Source organism: Labrenzia sp. PHM005, assembly GCF_006517275.1.
In the GTDB taxonomy this organism is placed as follows: domain Bacteria; phylum Pseudomonadota; class Alphaproteobacteria; order Rhizobiales; family Stappiaceae; genus Roseibium.
In genome coordinates, this window is sequence record NZ_CP041191.1 from 3214249 (window position 1) to 3232892 (window position 18644).

21 protein-coding genes are annotated in these 18644 nt (G+C 54.6%); 11 read left to right on the forward strand and 10 right to left on the reverse strand.

What is annotated here, in order from left to right:
* Positions 1 to 149: 149 nt before the first annotated feature.
* The 3 genes from FJ695_RS14465 to FJ695_RS14475 all read left to right on the forward strand — a co-directional run bounded on the left by FJ695_RS14465 (position 150) and on the right by FJ695_RS14475 (position 2132).
* Positions 150 to 566, forward strand: a complete 417-nt coding sequence (locus FJ695_RS14465; protein ID WP_141186116.1) for a MucR family transcriptional regulator — start codon at positions 150 to 152, stop codon at positions 564 to 566.
* A gap of 328 nt (positions 567 to 894) precedes the next feature.
* A complete protein-coding gene (locus tag FJ695_RS14470; protein ID WP_141186117.1) occupies positions 895 to 1308 on the forward strand; it encodes a helix-turn-helix domain-containing protein in 414 nt (137 codons plus the stop codon).
* Positions 1305 to 2132: a DUF6456 domain-containing protein gene (locus tag FJ695_RS14475; RefSeq protein WP_141186118.1), complete on the forward strand. Its 828-nt coding sequence runs from the start codon at positions 1305 to 1307 to the stop codon at positions 2130 to 2132. Before FJ695_RS14470 ends, FJ695_RS14475 begins: the two co-directional genes overlap by 4 nt.
* Positions 2133 to 2155: 23 nt before the next feature.
* Here FJ695_RS14475 and FJ695_RS14480 read toward each other — a convergent pair whose 3' ends face one another.
* A complete protein-coding gene (locus FJ695_RS14480) occupies positions 2156 to 2587 on the reverse strand; it encodes a SufE family protein (RefSeq protein ID WP_141186119.1) in 432 nt (143 codons plus the stop codon).
* Positions 2588 to 2864: 277 nt separating this feature from the next.
* Positions 2865 to 3308 carry a DUF5330 domain-containing protein gene (locus FJ695_RS14485; protein ID WP_141186120.1) on the reverse strand — a complete coding sequence of 148 codons (444 nt, stop codon included), beginning with the start codon at positions 3306 to 3308 and terminating at the stop codon, positions 2865 to 2867.
* Between the two features lie 328 nt (positions 3309 to 3636).
* Here FJ695_RS14485 and FJ695_RS14490 point away from each other — a divergent pair, with 328 nt between their 5' ends.
* From FJ695_RS14490 to FJ695_RS14500, 3 genes are read left to right on the forward strand one after another with little or no spacing between them, the layout of a single operon-like run.
* Positions 3637 to 4752 carry a hypothetical protein gene (locus FJ695_RS14490; protein ID WP_141186121.1) on the forward strand — a complete coding sequence of 372 codons (1116 nt, stop codon included), beginning with the start codon at positions 3637 to 3639 and terminating at the stop codon, positions 4750 to 4752.
* A gap of 55 nt (positions 4753 to 4807) precedes the next feature.
* Positions 4808 to 5512 carry a peptidoglycan-binding protein gene (locus tag FJ695_RS14495; protein ID WP_209010666.1) on the forward strand — a complete coding sequence of 235 codons (705 nt, stop codon included), beginning with the start codon at positions 4808 to 4810 and terminating at the stop codon, positions 5510 to 5512.
* 47 nt (positions 5513 to 5559) lie between these two features.
* Positions 5560 to 5937, forward strand: coding sequence for a DUF1491 family protein (locus tag FJ695_RS14500; RefSeq protein WP_141186123.1), 378 nt, complete (start codon positions 5560 to 5562; stop codon positions 5935 to 5937).
* An 11-nt stretch (positions 5938 to 5948) separates the two neighbouring features.
* Here the strand turns inward: FJ695_RS14500 and FJ695_RS14505 are convergent, their stop codons facing one another.
* Positions 5949 to 6896 carry a DUF2336 domain-containing protein gene (locus FJ695_RS14505; protein WP_141186124.1) on the reverse strand — a complete coding sequence of 316 codons (948 nt, stop codon included), beginning with the start codon at positions 6894 to 6896 and terminating at the stop codon, positions 5949 to 5951.
* 407 nt (positions 6897 to 7303) lie between these two features.
* Between FJ695_RS14505 and FJ695_RS14510 the strand changes: the two genes are divergently transcribed.
* Complete coding sequence (locus tag FJ695_RS14510) at positions 7304 to 7513, forward strand: hypothetical protein (RefSeq protein ID WP_141186125.1); 210 nt, start codon at positions 7304 to 7306, stop codon at positions 7511 to 7513.
* 60 nt (positions 7514 to 7573) lie between these two features.
* Positions 7574 to 8443 carry a hypothetical protein gene (locus FJ695_RS14515; RefSeq protein WP_209010667.1) on the forward strand — a complete coding sequence of 290 codons (870 nt, stop codon included), beginning with the start codon at positions 7574 to 7576 and terminating at the stop codon, positions 8441 to 8443.
* Positions 8444 to 8467: 24 nt separating this feature from the next.
* On the opposite strand, the gene FJ695_RS14520 is transcribed toward FJ695_RS14515, so the two are convergent.
* From FJ695_RS14520 to FJ695_RS14530, 3 genes are read right to left on the reverse strand one after another with little or no spacing between them, the layout of a single operon-like run.
* Positions 8468 to 9028, reverse strand: coding sequence for a hypothetical protein (locus FJ695_RS14520; protein WP_141186126.1), 561 nt, complete (start codon positions 9026 to 9028; stop codon positions 8468 to 8470).
* Positions 9025 to 9711 (reverse strand): DUF1214 domain-containing protein, encoded by a 687-nt coding sequence (locus FJ695_RS14525; protein ID WP_209010668.1) that lies wholly within the window; start codon positions 9709 to 9711, stop codon positions 9025 to 9027. Before FJ695_RS14525 ends, FJ695_RS14520 begins: the two co-directional genes overlap by 4 nt.
* Positions 9708 to 11900, reverse strand: a complete 2193-nt coding sequence (locus tag FJ695_RS14530) for a transglycosylase domain-containing protein (protein WP_141186127.1) — start codon at positions 11898 to 11900, stop codon at positions 9708 to 9710. The genes FJ695_RS14525 and FJ695_RS14530 overlap by 4 nt, the downstream gene beginning before the upstream one ends.
* A 217-nt stretch (positions 11901 to 12117) precedes the next feature.
* Between FJ695_RS14530 and FJ695_RS14535 the strand changes: the two genes are divergently transcribed.
* Positions 12118 to 12603: a YcgN family cysteine cluster protein gene (locus FJ695_RS14535; RefSeq protein WP_141186128.1), complete on the forward strand. Its 486-nt coding sequence runs from the start codon at positions 12118 to 12120 to the stop codon at positions 12601 to 12603.
* Positions 12604 to 12613: 10 nt separating this feature from the next.
* Here FJ695_RS14535 and FJ695_RS14540 read toward each other — a convergent pair whose 3' ends face one another.
* The gene (locus FJ695_RS14540; protein WP_141186129.1) at positions 12614 to 13258 is read right to left on the reverse strand and encodes a TetR/AcrR family transcriptional regulator; all 645 of its coding nucleotides are present in this window, start codon (positions 13256 to 13258) and stop codon (positions 12614 to 12616) included.
* Positions 13259 to 13393: 135 nt separating this feature from the next.
* Here FJ695_RS14540 and FJ695_RS14545 point away from each other — a divergent pair, with 135 nt between their 5' ends.
* Positions 13394 to 13975 carry an NAD(P)H-dependent oxidoreductase gene (locus FJ695_RS14545; RefSeq protein ID WP_141186130.1) on the forward strand — a complete coding sequence of 194 codons (582 nt, stop codon included), beginning with the start codon at positions 13394 to 13396 and terminating at the stop codon, positions 13973 to 13975.
* Between the two features lie 104 nt (positions 13976 to 14079).
* On the opposite strand, the gene FJ695_RS14550 is transcribed toward FJ695_RS14545, so the two are convergent.
* From FJ695_RS14550 to FJ695_RS14560, 3 genes are all read right to left on the reverse strand, one after another.
* Positions 14080 to 15552, reverse strand: coding sequence for a lytic transglycosylase F (locus tag FJ695_RS14550; protein ID WP_168206373.1), 1473 nt, complete (start codon positions 15550 to 15552; stop codon positions 14080 to 14082).
* A 207-nt stretch (positions 15553 to 15759) separates the two neighbouring features.
* On the reverse strand, positions 15760 to 16764 hold the full coding sequence (locus FJ695_RS14555) for a P1 family peptidase (RefSeq protein WP_141186132.1): 1005 nt from the start codon (positions 16762 to 16764) through the stop codon (positions 15760 to 15762).
* 59 nt (positions 16765 to 16823) lie between these two features.
* Positions 16824 to 17351, reverse strand: a complete 528-nt coding sequence (locus FJ695_RS14560; protein ID WP_141186133.1) for a flavin reductase — start codon at positions 17349 to 17351, stop codon at positions 16824 to 16826.
* 168 nt (positions 17352 to 17519) lie between these two features.
* On the opposite strand from FJ695_RS14560, the gene FJ695_RS14565 reads away from it, so the two are divergent.
* Positions 17520 to 18623, forward strand: a complete 1104-nt coding sequence (locus FJ695_RS14565; protein ID WP_141186134.1) for a branched-chain amino acid ABC transporter substrate-binding protein — start codon at positions 17520 to 17522, stop codon at positions 18621 to 18623.
* The last annotated feature ends 21 nt before the right edge of the window (positions 18624 to 18644 follow it).

Here is an 18644-nt window from a genome sequence, read left to right on the forward strand (position 1 = left end):
TATATAAGGCTGTCACAGGCACCTGCAAAGTAGAGTCTTTGCCGATTCTCGCACTCGTAAGTATCCTTATTCTTGTGTTCACTTACGGTGTTTGGAGTTGCAGGTAATCATCGCCACAGATTCGAATTTCAGTAGAGAACAGGTGTGAAATGACTGATAATCTGGTCGAAGCAAATTTGATTGACCTTACTGCCGACATTGTTTCCGCATATGTGAGCAACAATACCGTTGCGTCAACAGATCTTCCAGGTCTTATCAACGAAGTATATGGTGCTCTGCATAAAACGGCGGCCGCTTCGAATGAGCCGGAGCCGGAGCCGCTGAAACCAGCAGTGCCGGTCAAGAAGTCTGTCATGCCGGATTACATCATCTGCTTGGAAGACGGTAAGAAGTTCAAGTCGCTCAAGCGCCATCTGCGCACGCACTACAACATGACACCGGAAGAATACCGCGATAAGTGGGATCTGGCTGCCGATTATCCGATGGTTGCGCCTAACTATGCCGCTGCTCGGTCCGAGTTGGCAAAGAAAATGGGTCTGGGCCAGCAGCGTAAGCGCGCCAAGTAATCTATCAATAGATTATAGTAAAACAAAAAGAAGCCGCCCAAATTGGGCGGCTTTTTTCGTTTTTTGATTCATTTCTATCTTATTGCGAAAATAGCAATTCAATCCAATGTTTGTTCGAAACAGGCTCCCTATGCGCTTCTGAATATTAAGGTTGTGAAATAACTTATACACCCCCATGAATTGCAGCGCTAGAATGTAGGAAAATAAGCCTAGCGGCCGTGGGTAGGGAGAACACCGGTTTCCATATTGAAGCTTCTATTGAGAGAAAGCCCGGAGCCGGAGTTCCAGATCTTTGACAGTCTTTGTGTTCACAACAGGGAGTGACAACATGATTGGGAACCGGGGAGGGAATTTTCTAATAGTGTCGGCGGATGTGGAGAAAGAGCCGCACCGCCTGCTTGCTGCGAATAGGCTGGCCGCCCATTTGCATTTGGCCGAAGGTTATGTCTCGCGCGCTTTCTGCATTAAACCACACGACTTCTATATTGTTACCCGTGGCCCAAAGCATGTTGCAGAAGCGCGTCAATTAATCATGTATCTCGCGCATGTGGAGTTTGGGTTGCCTTTGGCTGTTGTCGGTCGAAAGTACCAGCGTGACCGCTCGACTGCGTCCTATGCCTGCAGAACCATAGAGCACAGGCGGGAAGATCCGTTTTTTGATCAGCTTGTTAGCGAGATCGAAGATCTGATCACACTGAGAAAAGACCCTTTGTTTGGTTCATTTGTGTGGAGGGCAAAATGAGTTTTGTCGAAACCTCCACATCTGAAAGCCGGCAAAATCGGGTTCGCCTATTGCGTAACTTATCGGCGCCAGGCGCAAAACTAATGCGCAGGCAGATGAAGGACCAGATTTCATGGGTTCTCATCCGCTCTGGTGGCGAGGCTCGTACGGCTTGGTGTGACAACCTTATCAAGCAAGCGCTTGCCTCAGGTGTTGTTGACCTCAACACAAAGGAAGAATGCAGAATAACTAAGGCGGGACGGGCGGCGCTTCGAAGGGCTTTGAGCGGAGCTGAGGCTTATTCGGATCAGCATCGGACCATTCGCTATCAGCAGAAAACGGAAGATTCTGCTTCGAAACGCCGGCCTGCTCCAATACGTACCAAAACAAATCTCGATGAGAGTCCATTGGCCCGGCTTGCCGTGCGGAAAGGTAAGAATGGCAAACCGCTGCTCGAACCCGAACAAGTCCGGGCCGGGGAACGCTTGCGCGCCGACTACACCTTTGCAGCCATGATGCCAGCGATTGGTCAGGGGTGGCGGACGGAACGGATCGGTTCTGGGCCGGCGCGATCGGGGCTCAGGGACCTAAGTGATGATGTTCTGTCAGCGCGCCAACGGGTTGAGCGGATTTTGGCTAGTATTGAACCAGTTCTCGCCAGTGTGATTGTCGACGTTTGTTGCCACCTGAAAGGTCTTGAGAAAATCGAAGAAGAACGTGGCTGGCCGGCGCGCTGCGCCAAGATCGTCTTGCAGATTGGGCTGTCAGCACTTGTGGAGCGTTACGGTGAAAGAACTCAGGCCGCTGCAGGGCATGGCCACATTCACACTTGGCAGGCAAAATAGGCTGAGATCAATTGACGGACAGCTTAGGCGGCTGCCAAAGCAGCCTCTGCATCTGCCCGGATTCGCCCAACCATTGAACGTAGGCCGTTGGAGCGTTGCGGGGTGAGGTGTTCTTGTAAGCCCAGCTTTTTAAAAATCGCTTCCACATCGATGTTCAATATGCCAGCGGCTGTCTTGCCATTAAAGATCGCGGTCACAATGGCGACAAGACCTTGTACGATCAGGGCATCGCTGTCACCGCGGAATATCAGCACCGGCACACCGTCTGTGTTTTTTTCTATGCTTGTGATCAACCATACCTGTGAGACGCAGCCACGAACTTTGTGGTCTTCACTGCGTTCCTCATCTGTAAGCGGAGCCAGCTCTTTGCCCAGGTCGATCAGATATTTGTAGCGGTCTTCCCAGTCGTCCAGAAACTCGAAACTTTCCAGGATGTCATCAAGTGTTGTTGTCATGATCCGGGTCTTAAATGCTGTCTATGCGCTTCATATAGCCCGCTCATGACATCCTGCCTATCCTTGCAGCGACGATTTTCTCAGTGAAATGGCAAAAAACGCCGGGCGAAAGACAAAGAAACGCCGCAGACGAAATGGGCAGCTGTCCGTCTGCGGCGTAGCGGAAAACGTCCGCTGAAGTGAAGCCGTCCTTTGCGATGCGGTTGCACCGCATGAGCGGGGCGCAATCAACCACTCGTAACGTTCTGGAGGTCGTCGGAACGCCTAGTGGTTTTACTCAGGTTTTTGGCCCTGAGCGGGGTTTGGGCCGCGGTGTAGGCCCAATTTCTGTAGTCTTGTTTTGAACTTCCGCTGACACTGTTTCAAATGCCGGATATTCAATCTGTACAGATTGATCCGATGTCGGTTGAACGTTTGTCGAACCGGTGATCATCGTGTCGCGGGAGGTGTCCTCGGCAACTTGTGTGTCCAGATACTCGTATACAATCCGGGCACCATCGCGGGCGCGGCTGCCGATAGCGGTCAGCGCGTTTCCACCTGTCTCGCATGCCACGGGATTGCGATCACAAAATCCGCCGATGTCCGATACTGTCGCTTGCGCAGCAAGGTACGCTGAGACAGGGTTGACGGATTCAACGGGTGTACTCTCCTCTTCCGACCCAATCGGAATAAGGACCAGCACAAGTGTTAGCCAAAAGGCCGTTCTCAAAAGAAAGAACATTGCTGCTACCCATAGTTCTTTTCACATTAGGCGTGCCTTGTTGAACTGTTGGCACACTCGTTATGAAACAGACACTAGCAGCGACATCAGAACGTCCGGTTGAACCGGAAATGCCAATTTTCATAAAATAAAACATGCATTTAAGACAAGTTTTCTGAGAATTTGATTCAAATTTGAATGAATTTCAGTCAAGCCCCTGAAAAAAATGAAAATAATGCAATTTTTGGACGAATGGGACTTATCCTTTATCGTTCCTTAAGCGGTGCGGGCGAAAATGCCGATAACAGTTTTGCGGGCCCGATTCCCGCGTGTGTATCGGTAGTATGTTTTGAGTAACTATCTGAAGTTTTTGGGAAATGCCTGGGAGGTCTGGGCGAGCCGGGTTGATGGAATGATTCACCCGGAGGCTGTGACGGATCCGTATTGCGGGCCGCTTCATAGATCCTTCCTTTTGGGATGTTTTTTTTCCGGTGCCATTGCACTTCTTGTTTTGCCGCTTCATTTGGCATTGGCCGGTGCGCCTCCGGCAGCCGCCGTGCTCATGATTACCTGGATGCTAAGCCAGTGGCCTTTGGCCCTGTATCTCTCCCGATCCGGCAATCTTGAACGGGCTATTACACTGTCGGCCGGACTGTTTGCCGTGTTCACGGCTGCCATTTGCGCTTTGACGGGCGGGGCCAGTTCGTTTGCTGTGATTTGGTTGCTGATTCCATGTTTGGAAGCCGCGTTTGCGTCTCGGCGCAGAACTGCGATGGTGGTGACTGGTTTCTGCAGCGCGCTCTATCTGGCTTTGTTGGGGTATTCCGGCAGTTATTCTTCGGTGATGGGTGTCCCAGCCGGAGTTGAACCTGTCGCGGTGCTAGGAGCTTTGACCTATGCGGGGACACTTGTCGTCCGTTTGATTGCTGATCGGCAGCGGAGCCGGGTTTTGCACAGAGTGTCTCTGGACGACTTTCAAACATTGAACCAAACCTTGTCCGGGATTGTCTGCAAGGTTCAAACCTCGGGCGAGGTGCGGCTTCTTGCTGGTCCCGCAAGGCAGTTGTTTGGTGCTGCTTTTGCATCGGCTGGACCGGATTGGATCTTTGCGCGCTTGCATGTCACCGACCGTCCGCTTTATTTGACCCGGTTGTCCGAAGCCCGCCATAAGGGGCTGGTATCCAGTTTGGAAGTTTTAATCCGCACTTGTCCGGATGACAGCGAAGAACCAAACGGTATTCACTACGCCAAAATGGCGGTCAGATTGGCACCGCTTGGTGATCTTGGGAGGGTCTCCCAATGCACAGCCGAAGGCAGATCCGTGCTGATTGCTTTGGACCCCATCAAAGACGCGGAACAGGTGCAGTTGACAAATACAGCGGATGTTTTGCGTATTCCGGCTGCGAATCATCTGCTGCCAGCAGAAGATGCCTGGCAGCCTGAAACACTTATGAAATCGGCATAGGTGGTTTATGGCGAAGCAGGGCAAACGATCAAAAAAACAAGAGCCACCGGAATCCATGATGAGCCGGGCAGGTTATGTCGCACGGGATAACCCGGTTGCCGCAGGCGGCACGGTTGTCATGGGTTTGACGGCTTGCCTGATCATAGCCAATGCGGTTGGCCTTCAACCTGGACGCCATCCGGCACCCTATTATTCCACACGCGCGTGGCCTGACACGGTTCAAGTGCCAGAACCTGATGGACGCCGCGGCCTTGTGCCCGTTCAGGAGATTTCCACCCTCGTTCTGGACCTTCAAATATCCCTGCGCAAGTTGGGGCTTTATGTGGGGCCGCTTGATGGCGTCAATGGCCCGGCGACGGAACGGGCTATCCGTGCATTTGAACGTAGAGCCGGGCGAGTTGAAACCGGTCAGGCCAACGAAGGCCTATTGGCACTGGTGCTTTTGCAAGGCGATGATCCGGTCGCCCTAGATGCGCCGCCGGTTCCGCGAGCAAAGCCGCACGTGTCTGGAACAACGTCTGCCGCTGTTGATCAGAATGTTACTGCCAGTGTTGATGCAGATCCCAAACTGAAAAAAATCCAATACGCGCTTTCCCAACTTGGGTACGGTCCTCTGATTGCCGATGGCGTGATGGGAGCCAACACATCTGCCGCGCTTCGGCGGTTTGAGCTGGACAGGGGATTACCGGAGACTGGTGAACCCAATCCGGACACGCTTGAACGGCTGGCAATGGTCAGCGGTCAGCGCTTTGACCAGTAATATGCAGGAGGGCGGGCGCCGGGACGCTTCGCAATCTGGAGGTGGTCATGCGGGTTACTTCTGAACTATTTGTCAGTGCACTGGTTCGTCAAACGTTTTCTGACAATGGCTTTGCCGCGGTTACCCGCAAAGGCGCAGCTGAAGCTGGCGCGATACTCGTGATCATTGATCTCCGAAACGGCCGGTACGATCTCTACGCGCCCGCTCCTCAAGCCTTTTTTGACGATGGCGATCAAGGTCGTCTGTTTGAACAAGTGCTATCTTCCGTTGAACGTGCCGACATTGAAACCCGCCTGGAGCGGGAGGCCCGGATGGATCCGGACTTCTGGGTCGTCGAGATCGAAGCGGCCGATGGCAAAGTGGATCTGCCTTTGGCGAAAGATCAAGATACCCCAAACCCGGCAGATGCCTTCTTCCGTCTATAAGTATTGGTGCGCTAGCCCGTGCTTCGCTGCGTGCGTGCAGAAGACTGCGTTCCTGTCCCCGAACGATGGGATCTGGTGTCGCGGGCGAGCCGGTCCTGGTCTTGGTACTGAGCTGCATGCCGGGCTGTCTTTTTCTGGTCAGACGGCGGTTGTTCTCCAAGCAAGGTCCAGGAGCCAACCAGAGCTTCAGCCGCCGCCAAACTTAGGTTCCGGTGCAGGAAAAGCAGTTTTCGAATGTCCTGGATCGGGAGGCGCTCGCCTAGCAGGCGGATCAAGACAGCCGCCGTATTGTCCCGGGACATGCCAAGTGCCTTTAGAGCAATCACCAAGGCCTCGCCCTGATCCTCTTGCAGCATCATATGGCTGATCGAACTGGGAAGACTCAGCCCTTGCCCGAGACAGTCGGCAAACCGGGACCGTTTCTGAAGATTAGCAGCTTTCAAAAGCGCACCGTGCAGACGCAGACGAGCCGTGTCGATGGCAGGGATTTTTGCTTGCAAAGGTGATTGCGCCTGCTTGATCAGGCCCATGGTTTCGGCTGCTGCTATGGACTTTGCTCGTAAGGAGGCAGGCAGGTAGAGAAACTGGCTCATCAAGCTTTCAGCGTTCAAAGCCTGGCGGCTGGACAATTCTTGTCCGAGGTCAGCGATAAGGTCGCTGCGCCGGCCAAGCTGCTCCATATGACGCTGGTTCAGAGTGAGATCGTTCCTGTCCAAAAGAAAGCGAATGGTATCTGTGCTGCCGTAATCACAGAGTGTGGCCAGAATCACTGGTTCCAATGCGTTGCGGCCAGCAATCGCCTTGCGGGCCGTTTCCGGACCGGCTTTGACAATTTTTTTTAACAGATCCACAGAAAGCAAAGAACTGTGCCGAAGAACTGGATAAGCGGTTAGGGCGTCATCGTCTTGGGCAAGCAACTCTAAGAGTTCTTCTGGTGTGTCGGGATGGGACGCCAGCATATTGGCAATCTGGCGCCGGTCCCTAAGAGAAGCCGCTGGTAGTAGGTTTTTCGAAAGTTCCAGAAAAACTTTTATTTCCTGCGTGTTATGGCCTTTTCGTCCCGCGAAAAGTTCCGCGGCAGAAAGCAGAATTCCGTCGTCTGCTGACTGTGTGGAAGGCGTTTTGGGAGTTCGTATTGAGGTCTGCACAGTACGTTGGAACCGTTCTCTGGCGGCGTATGACACCTGAAAAAACACAAATTAACGGCGGATAAGTCCGTCTCCATTCCTTCAATTTGGACCAAAACCGTTAGCATGTTGTTAACCTGAACGGCAGCTTAATGAGGCCACAGGTAGTATCGCGTCACCCAATTGACCGTTTCCGCTGCCCATCGCTCCAGCGGAAGCTGGAACCGAAGGAGGAGACGATGGGCACGTTGTTAGATTTTGCTTCAGCACCACGGCCGACGGCCAGAGTTGGATGCCGTCCAGCAGGGCGCTGCGTACAGGACCGGGATGGTTTTGGACAAGTTATCCTCTTCCCAGGTGTCCGCTATGAGCACCATGACCTTGATCTTGGCGCACGAATCAACACCATCGGAAAGGCTGCTGGACCTGCTGCGTCCGACAAGGACTGACGTTCGAGCCTCTCTAGCTGCACTGAACAAGCACTCGCATGCGGTCTGGAGATACGCCCCATGGGCATTGTCAACGCGGTTGGAACACATTGTGCGCACAGTAAACTGCGCAGCCGCAATCCATCTTCGGCTTTTGTAGCCCCTGGATTGTTGATTTCCGTTCTTGCGTTGATCTTGGCCGGATGTGTTCGGCCCACAGGTGATTTCGACCGTGCAAAACCATCTGTGATGCATGATACGATCATGCCGGCAATCGGTGAAGCTTCAGCGCGGATGCGCGAAGACCCGGTATCAAAATTCAATTACACTGATGACGAGAAGCTCTTGCGTGACCGTGCTTGGGCGCTGATCCGGCCGCCTTGGACGAAAGATTGGATTGGTGGCTCCATGGCTGAACTGGCCCGAACGCGAATTCTTCCAGAAACTGAAGGCCGGATTCCGCCGGATCTTTATTACCAGTATCTGCGGTCTGACAAATTCAGATCTTCTAACGCTCGGTTCGATAAGATAGCCTCCGACGCGACCGGAGACGCAGATCTTGTCATGCCGTTTTGCGAAGTTGCTTTGCGCGTCAGAAAAGCTGATGACGAACGCCTTCGAACGTTGCAGAACAAACAACTGACCACCGAAGAGATGTATACCGGTGCCAAGGCACGGGTGTGGGAAAACCGTGTTGCGATAAAATGGGTAGGGCAGGCGCTGCGTTTCCGTATAAAAGCCTATAAGGGTGCACTGGACGCGCTGGAAATCGAAACCCCCAGCCGTGACCGGCAATGGAAGGTCAATACGGCAATCCGGGAGCTGGAGGGGCAGGTGCTGCTGGCCGAATCTGAGTGCCAGGCGGAGAACCGGTATGGCGCGGATGCTCCGGTACGGCGGTCCCGCATTTACAAAGGCTGGGGCAATGAGCGTCCTCCAGTTCAGAAATAGGTCCTGATTTCTTCTAAAACTGGTTTACCCAAGGATGTCGCAAGTCGCCTGGCTCATGGCTGCTTCGATGGCGTTGGCTCTGGTGGGATGCGGAATGTAAGCTCTGAGCAAAGCAATGCCGCTGGTTTCCTTGGTTTCAATGACGATCAGATCTTCCAGGTTCTCAGGCGGGTTCTCGCGCAAGATCGATAGTTGCTCGGGAGTGATCAGCAGCATGGATAGACGATCCGCACCGGCAGTGCGGTTGTTCAGGCTGTAGACGGCCTCACCGGCTTCATTGAAGATCCCAATCGACCAGAATGGAACGGGAAGTTCTGCGTCGAAGAACACCGTACCATTGGCGAGCTGAAACCTGCAGATAGCGTGTTTCATGGCTGGGTCGAGGCCGGGCAACGGCTCAGCACCCGGTTTGACATCCGGCAGCACGTTAAATTGGCGATCGGGTCCATAACGTTGGACGTCATCATACGCACCATGCTTGACGTTAAGCGGAATGGTCAGCACCACAAGAATATGGATTACAGCGGCGAGACAGAAGACTGCAAGCGTGCCGGCAATAAAGCTGAAGCGGGTCGAGAGGGTCATGAGCAGCCGGTCCTTTCGATCACCGGCACACTGACCCCATCGAGCGCAGCGCCTGTTGTAACGGGCGCATCGTACAGCCTGAGGACAAAGCGGAGGCCATCACTGGACTGGGCTTTCGGCGGCAGCGGCAGCCAGTTGCCTGCCTGAATGTGTTTGCTGACCAAGACCTCAAACGTGCCGTCTGGTTTGCGCAAAAGGCTTTGGCTTGAGATATGGCTGCGCCCTGGCAATGTCTCCACAAGACGGCCGTGTCCGTTTACCGATGTCAGGGTCCACAGACGGGCTGTCGGGGTGCGTCCGCTGATCCTGTAGCTGCAGGCCGGGTCAAGAAACTGGCCAGCGCTGTCAAAACGTGCCGTCAGTGCCAAGCCTTCCCCTGAGGCCAGCGGAATGTAACCGCCGCGGGTATAAATTGCGACGGAATAGGGGTCGGCTTCTGTCGTTCCCGCCTTAGGATAGGCTTTCCAAGGGCCGACAATAATTGCGTCGAGCGGTTCTTCACGTTCGATAAGGAGATAGGCTGAACTGATCCCAAGTAGCGCGCCGAGACCGACGATCAGTGCCACCAAACTTAGGGTCCGAACCGGATGCGCTCTTGCGGGCCGTATTGCACGAGGCAAGGTTTCTTTTTGCCAGCCGGCTTCACTGTGGACGGGGTGGTTCTGCATCAAAGCATCGCTCATTGGGCTGCTGCGAGATCGGTACTAGTCGTGCCCGGCAAGTTGGCGGTGTCCTGTTGCCCAGATAGTTCCCGCAGTTCTTCGCCAATCTCCAGAAGGAGCGCCTGCGTGCGCCGATTTAAAACACGTGGTTGGATGGCGACCACATTAGTTGCTGCCAATGGTTGACGTGCCGGGCTTGCAAGGCGGGGCAGGTTCTCCGCGTCAACACCAGGCATCGACACCAGCTCAATGCCATTGTGGGCATAGGCCATGAACCGTTGCCAGGCCATTGCAGGCAAACTGCCACCGGTAACGCGGCGGGTTGAGGTGAAGTCATCATTGCCGAACCAGACGGCACCGGTGAAATTGCCGGTGTAGCCAACAAACCAGGCGTCGCGGTAGGCATTGGTTGTCCCAGTTTTTCCGCCGGCAACAACACCGTCTATCCGGGCGCGCCGGCCGGTGCCGGCTTCCACCACGTTGACGAGGATGTCATTCATCTCAAAGACCTTGTCTTCCGGTAGGACGCGTTTTGCAGGCGGTTCGTCCTTTTCGCGGTGGTAAAGGACTTCTCCATCGCTGTTGACCACATCCAGGATCGCATAGGACTTGGCCTTGTACCCGCCATTGGCGAATGTTGAATAAGACGAGGCCATATCGATGACCGAGACTTCTGAGGAACCAATGGGCAGAGATACAGAGTTCTCCAACTCGTGGGTTAGTCCCATGGCATAGGCGGTTTCGATGATTTTTTCCCGGCCGAAAGCTTGGGCAAGGCGGACCGGGATCGTGTTGATGGATTTTGTCAGGGCGAGTTTTAATGTGACTGCCCCGCGATAGCTGCGTGTGTAGTTGCGCGGGCACCAGTTGCCGAGGCAAAATGGCCGGTCAGGGACGATGCTGTCGGCCGAATAGCCGTTCATGAACGCGGTCATATAGACAAAAGGTTTGAACGAGGAACCCGGCTGGCGCAGGGCATTGACCGCGCGGTTAAATTGGCTTTCGCCGTAATTGCTGCCGCCCACCATAGCGACCACCGCTCCATCCGGGATCATCGCAACCAAGGCAGCGGAATTGGCGTCCCGAAGTTTGCCATTTTCGCGCAGAACGGAAGAAACAGCCTGATCGGCTTGCCGCTGTAGGGCTGGATCCAATGTGGTGCGTACGGTGACGATCCGGTCGCGTGCCAGCGCGGGATTGCGGCGGGCGAGTTTCTTCACCTCATCCAGTGCCCAATCAAGGAAATACTCCGGAAGCTGCTCCTGTGAACGGTCGACCGCGAGGGCGGGATTGCGCCGGGCGCCAATCACTTGTCCTTCTGTCAGGAGATCAGCCTGCACCATGTTGGTCAGAACCTCATTGGCCCGGGCACGGGCTGCTGGGAGGTTGATATGCGGCGCGTATTTGGTCGGGGCTTTGTAAAGCCCGGCAAGCATGGCGCTTTCGGCCAGCGTCAGTTCGCGGACGTTTTTGTTGAAGTAGAATTCTGCGGCCGCCGTTACTCCAAAAACCCCGCCGCCCATATAGGCGCGGTCGAGATAGAGTTTTAGAATCTCCTGTTTAGACAGGTTGGCTTCCAGCCAGAGTGCCAAATAGGCTTCCTTGATCTTCCGGCTAAGACTGCGTTCGTTGGTCAAGAACAGGTTCTTGGCAAGCTGCTGGGTCAGCGTGGAGCCGCCCTGAACCACACCGCCGGCACGGGCGTTTTCGACCATGGCGCGGAATGTGCCGACAAAATCAATGCCGAAATGCAGGAAGAACCGCCGGTCTTCGGTGGCGAGCGTTGCTTTGACCAGGGAATCGGGAATTTCTTCCAGCGGAACGCTGTCGTTTAGAACGATACCCCTGCGTCCGATTTCTTTGCCGAACCGGTCGAGAAACGTTACGGCAAAGTCGTCCGTCGTTTTCCAATCGGCATAGCGGGTGGCTTCAAAGGCCGGTTGGGCGAAAGCGAGCACGATTACTATGCCTATGACGCCATAGGTCAGAGCATCAGAGGACAGTTCGGCGAGTGCCCGCCAAATGCCTTTGGCTCGGAATCTGCGGAGAAATCCGTCATATATCTCCCAACTGCGTCGGATGACCGACCACGCACGCCAAAGGCCTGTATCGACTAAGGCGTCAATAGACAGGAAGAACCGGCGGATCCGGTAGCGCTGTTTGGGGCGCGGCTTTGCACCGTCTTCTTCTGAGTGTGGATCGCTTGCCACGTTTGCAGAATCTCCGCACACGATTGAGACTTTAAAACTAACCCGTTTTTACAAGAGTGGAAACCGCAGGCAATGCCAGAGGTGATACCGTAACGGAATTATTCAGCAATCATTGTCGTGGATGCTGACATGCAGAACCTGTCAGTATTGCCGGAGCGCTATAGCCATGGTAGGCGCTGCCGGTTCCAAAAACTGGCGCGCCAGGAGATCGCTTCACATGTCTTCCAGCAGTTCAAACACTTCAAGCGGGGGGCTTCCATTTTGGAAGACGAAATCCCTTGAGGAAATGACAACTGGGGAATGGGAATCCTTATGCGATGGGTGCGCCCGTTGCTGCCTCAACAAATTGGAGGATTGGGATACGGGCGAGATCGTCTGGACAGACGTCGGATGTACTCTTCTGGATGGCGCAAGTTGCCGCTGTAAGGATTATGACAACCGGGCTGCGACGGTACCGGACTGCATTCAGTTGACGCCCGCCGAAGTGCGGACCTTGACGTGGCTACCGCCGACCTGCGCCTATCGCCTGGTTCGTGAGGGGGCGGACCTTTATTGGTGGCACCCGCTGGTGTCGGGGGATCCTCATACGGTCCATCAAGCCGGTGTCTCCGTCAGCGGGCGGACCGTAAGCGAGGACGGCATGGAGCTGGAAGACTATGAGAACCACGTCGTCACCTGGCCCGGGGAATTGCCCGAGACCTGAAGAGGCCTGATCAGCTGATGGGCGCCGTCACCAAAAAGGCTTCGGTGTGTTTGTAAAGCCGGTCATAAATGATGTTGAGGTCTTGGATTTGATGGGACCTATAAAGAATTGCACTGTGGATTAGGAAGGCGATCAGGCCGTCGAGCAGCTCTTCCAATGACCGGTCATCCCGCAAAGCTGGACTGATGTCCGGCGAACCGCGCCACATTTCCATGTACGCCAGAAGCTTCTGATCAAGGACATCGAGCTGCTCGATAAACTCGGGTGCACAATGGCCTTTGGTTGCTCCGATATTTTCCAAAAACACCCGCAACATGGTCTGGCTTTCGGTGATCACCGCAATCAGCGCCATCATGCGTTTGACCAGAGCGCCAACAGGATCGGCCAGATCGTCCTTTGACGTCATGTCATCAAGGTCGGCCGCTTCGCGCAGTTGCCGTAAATGATCAAGCAACAGATAGGAAAGAAGCCCGTCCATATCGCCGAAATGGGCAAACAATGTACCCTTTGCGACACCGGCTTCCTTGGCGATCGCCTCGGCGGTGATGTCTTCCAGGGCCTTTGTTCTGGAAAGGGTGGCCGCGGCCGTCAAGATACGCGCCCGGGTGAGGGCGGTTCGAGCCTGCGGCTTGCGTGTTTTGGTGTCACTTGGCATGGCAACTTCGATTAAAAATGACCGTGGTCAAAATAACTGTTGACCTCGTACCATAATTGCGTCAAAAAATGACCGTGGTCAATTATTGATCCTTTGTGCTGGGTCTGAGCCCCGCCACTCAACGGAGTTATAAACATGACGAAGAAGATACTTGTGCTGGATGGCCATCCGGCAAGGGAGAGCTTTTGCGGTGCGCTGGCAAGCGCTTACGCTGAGGCGGCAAAGAAAAAAGGTCATGATGTCCGCGTCTTGCGGCTGGCTGACCTGGCCTTCGATCCGGATTTTGGGACGGGATCCTTTAAATCCATCAAACCGTTGGAAGCGGATTTGGAAACTTTTTGGTCCGACCTGGAATGGTGCAACCATTTTGTCGTTGCCCATCCACTGTGGTGGGGCGGATTGCCGGCCAAACTGAAGGGTTTGATCGACCGGGTGCTGCTACCGGGCAAAGCCTTCAAATATGTGCCGGGGAAGGCGGTGCCGGCGAAATTGATGACCGGCCGGACGTCGGACGTCCTGGTCACGGCCGATACGCCGGGATGGATTTTCCGCTTCATTTACGGCCTGGCCATCAAAAAACAGATGAAACTGCAAATCCTGGAATTCTGCGGACTTAAGCTGAAGAACTATGCCTGGTTCGCGCCGATCCATCAGTCGACAGATACTGCCCGGGCCAAGATGCTCGGCAAAGCCGCCCGGCTAGGAGCGGCGGTTTAAGCGAACATTTGGGCTGGTTCTTTTGGCCTGAACACAAGATGAGACCGAGAGTGTTTTGAAACACGCCGGTCTCACTCTTCAAGCCACCGGGGCAATCCTTCAGCTCATTTGCTATCTGTCGCTGCCCCGTTCTTTTGATCGTAGCGCTGCAGTTCCTTTGCGAAGACAACGTAGTACTTGTAAATGTTTCCGACATAACGAACCGGTTCGCGGCTGATCCGCTTTGAAACGATCCATTCGACATTCCCAAACCATTTGTTCGGATCATACCCGCTTTTCTCCGCTTCTGCCCGGAGCTTTTTGAAGCGGCTGGGACCTGCGTTATAGGCGGCTAGGGCGAAAAAAGTCTGATTGGGTCGGTCATGTTCCAGATCAGCGAAATACTGGTCGGCAAGATATCGCAGATACTTCACGCCAGCATGAACATTGTTGTCAGCATCTGCGGCTACGCCTTTGATATTGATCGGATTTCCGGCTGCAGTTGACGGTTTGATCTGCATGAGGCCGACCGCACCGGCATGGCTGCGTACCTCCTGCTTGAATTGGCTTTCCTGATAGGATTGAGCAGCGATCAGCAACCAGTCGATATTGTATTCCTGGCCATATTTTTTGAACAAGGCTTCAATTTTGAGAAGTTGTTCCTGACGGTTGCCATCATTCAGATTTTTCAAGAATTTGGTGTCTTGAAAATACCGCTTCAAAATGATGTTCCCGAGCAGTGTGCCTTTTTCGACTATTTTGACGAAGCCATTGATCTCTTTGAGCAGGCTCGGCGCATTCTTGCGGACGGCGATTGCGATATTACCATCAGTGCGGACAGCGGCATCCGGGTGTGTCTGAAGGCCGTCAATCACCTGCATCCAGAAGTCCGCTTTATGTTCATCGATGATGATCATGGGGATGCTGCCCGCCTTGACCAGTTCAATCAGATCTTCGTCTTCCAGGTTTTCATCCGCAGGTACAATGTCGACAAGTGGTTTGCCATCAGCTTCCAGTCTTTCGTTCAGCACTAGCAGGCTATTGAAATAACTTGATGATCGCCGGACATGGACACTTAGACCTGAAAGGGCTTCCGGCGATGTCAGGTCTGTGGCGCCCTCTGCTGTCAGAGGCACTTCCTTTGCGCCTTTAAAGAGCGGCGTTGAAAAATCAACAAGCTGCAAGCGTTCCGGTGTGACGGTGAGATTTCCCAAGGCAATGTCGCCTTGCCCGTCTTCGAGATCGGAAAACAAATCTGCGCGCGGTGTTGGGATCATAACCAGTTGACCGTCACGCACCTTCTTGCCGTGTTTTTTATCGAGAAATTTGCCCAGTTCTGTCATCAAATCGACAGCGGTGCCTCGCTGGACACCGCCATCGATGAAATAGGCAGTTTTTGAAAACGGGACGAGCACACGCAAAAAACCGCGGTCGACGATCTCGTCGAAATCGCCCTTGAAGGGTTGTCGAAGCACTTGTTCGAATTCGTCCGACAGTCCTGGTTCCATGGCTTTTGCAGGAGTTGCAGAGAGCAATGATCCAAGTATGAATGCAGCTGCGAGATACCAAAAAGTGTTTGAAAATGAACTGTTGGGCATGATCATTCCCCCAATGAAATACCGTTGGGGAAGTCAAGCAAACTCAGATGCTGCTTTCAAGCTGACAAAACAGGAAGATTGAAGTTCGTTTGATGACCGCAGTATGAAAGATCTGACCTCGGGACAGGTTTCCCAGCAAGGCCTTTGGATGTTGTTAAGGACCGCTTCTTGTAAGCGCTCTCCGCCGTTACAGGCCTGTGGTTTATTTTACGCCCCGAACCGGTCCTGCCACGTTTGCATGGTGTCTCCTGCGGCCGGCGTTGCATGATAAACACCCCGGGCGATAGCACGGGCAAGACAGGACGCAGCAGCAGCGCCCATCTGCACCATGTCTTCCAGGCCGTTTTCGAGTTTTCTCTGCCCGGTCGACAATGCAAAAACCAGATCGCCATCTAGCGGCGTATGCGCCGGCCAGAGCGCACGGGCCAACCCGTCATGCGCCATCACAGCAAGGCGTTTGGCTTCACCCTTGGTAAGGATCGCATCGGTCGCAACCGCGGCAATCGTGGTGTTGGCGCCAGGCTCCAACGCATCCAGCTTGGTTCTGACTGTCGTGCAGTCTTCCGGCAGAGTTGACGGAATGCCGTGGCCGCCGAATTCGGAGCCGACCTCAAAAGGGGCTGCCCAAAAATGCGGTGTCTCGCCCATGGTTGCCCGGCCAAGGGCATTGACGGCGACGATAGCGCCAATCGTGACACCGTTTTCCAAAACCACGGACGCCGAACCGAGCCCGCCTTTCAGATTGGCTGTGGTTGCGCCCATGCCCGCACCGGCGGAACCCAGGGCAAAGTCGTGCCCAATGGCATCGAGTGCGGCCCGGCCCAAATCCCGGTAGGGCGTCATCTGGCCCCAGCTCTTGTTGCCACCGTTTAGAAGGTCAAACAGGATCGCGGTCGGGACAATCGGTACCCGGACCGGTCCAACTTGATAACCGTAGCCGAGTTCGGCAAGGCGACCTTGCACACCGGCGCCGGCATCTAGGCCAAAGGCAGACCCACCCGCCAGAACGATGGCGTCGATCTTTTCAACCGTCTGTTCCGGTTCTAGAAGGGCTATTTCCCGCGTTCCTGGAGCCCCGCCCTGGATTGCAACAGAAGCGACCGCTGGCTCATCGGGAACCAGCACTGTTGCCCCGGATTTCAAATCAGAATCGGACGCATTGCCGACTTTGAGGCCTGGAACGTCAGTGATCAGGTTTCTAGGACCGGTCATCAAAAAAACTTTCAGTGGAATCGAGATGAGGAAGGGGTGCAAGTCTGCGCCGCTTCAACCTATGTGTCGAGGCTTTTGTAGCCCCTGCGGACGTAGATGAGAGATTTGCCCGGATCCGTCATGCGCAAATCGACGACGGTCCCAACGATGATCGAATGGGTGCCGACTTCCGAGACGGAAAAGACTTCACAATCAACGCTCAATCGGGCGCTATCAAGAGCTGGACACCCGGTCGCCAAGTCCGTCCAGGACCCATGAGCGAAGCGGTCGCTCATGTCCGCACTCTCTTTGCCGGCGAACACTTCGGAGATTGCCTGATGATCATCTGCCAGAGTGTTGAGGCAGAAGCACCGGTTTTTTAAAACGGCAGCATGGATTCGCGATTGGCGGTTAAGGCAGATGAGAATGCTTGCCGGGTCGTCGCTGACAGAACAGGCGGCAGACACCGTGCCGCCGGCCCGCCCGCCTGCGCCATCGGTAGAAACAATATGAACAGCGGCCGCAATGCGGCTCATGGCTTCCCGGAATGATTGGGAATCCAGCAGCAAGCTGTTTGAGGTGGGGCCGGTCTCAGAAGATGACGCCATACGTATTATACTCCCTGGCCCGGATCGCTCATCCGGTCCAGCTATTAAGATCCTTGTTGCCAGTGCCTATCAAACCCAAACAAGCCTTGCAATTTCTGTAGCTTTCGATTGACTGCACCAGCGCAAGTTTTCTACGGGAACGCGCATGTGATGGATCTGGAGAGCGCGATGAGGTTTTACCGTGTTTTGGCGGGCATGCTGGCGGCAGGCAGTATTTTGCTGCCCCAGATTGTTTCTGCCGAAATCCATGTGGCGGTCGCAGGGCCGATGAAAGGCCAGTTTGCGGATTTTGGAGATCAGATTCGCGCGGGCGCAGAACAGGCCGTCGTTGACATCAACATGGCCGGCGGCGTGCTCGGCGAACCTTTGATTCTCGATGTGGTCGATGACGGCTGCGAAGAAGCCAAAGCAAAAGCGGTGGCCAATCAGCTGATCGGACGCGGTGTCTCCATTGTCATTGGTCATGTGTGTTTTGGGGCGTCAATTCCGGCCAGCGAAATATATTCCGAAGCCGGCATTATCCAGATTTCCCCGGCAACGACCTTGCCGAAGTTCACCGATGACCGGCCAGGGCCAGGGATTTACCGGCTGGCGCCACGGGATGATGCGCAAGCCAAAGTCATTGGGAAGCTTTTGGCCGAAGAGTTTGCGGACAAGGATGTTGCGTTCCTTCATGACAAGACCGCTTACGGCAAAGGCCTGACGGATGCAGTCCGGGCTGAGATGAACGCGAGCGGCAAAATCGAAACCCTCTATCAAGGCTTTGATGCGGGGTTGAATGACTACCGGATCCTGGTTTCCCGCCTGGCTTTGGAAGGTGCGGACGTCATTTTCTTGGGCGGATATCATCCGGAAGCCGGACTGATCAAACTTGAAATGAAACGGCTCGGGCTTGAGGCTATTCTGGTCGGTGGTGATGCTTTGATGGCGCAGGCCTATTGGGATGTCGCTGGCGAGGCAGGCGAGGGTACGGTGTTTGCCTATCCGATGGATCCGCATGCCCTTGAGACGGCTGCAAAGGTAATCGGGGACTTGGAAAGCCGGGAAGAAAGCGCCGAGCGCTACGCCTTGTCAGCCTATGCCGCAATAGAGGCTTGGGCGAAGGCGGTTGAAGCGGCCGGAAAGACAGAGTCTGAAGCGGTCATCGCCGCGCTCGATCAAGGGAGTTTCGCCACCATTCTCGGTGATGTCTCCTTTGATGAAAAAGGCGATGGCAGCGTGCCTGCATTTGTCTTGTATAAATGGCGGGGTGGCAAGCCGGTCCGGCGCTAGAGCAAAACGCGCTTATTCGGG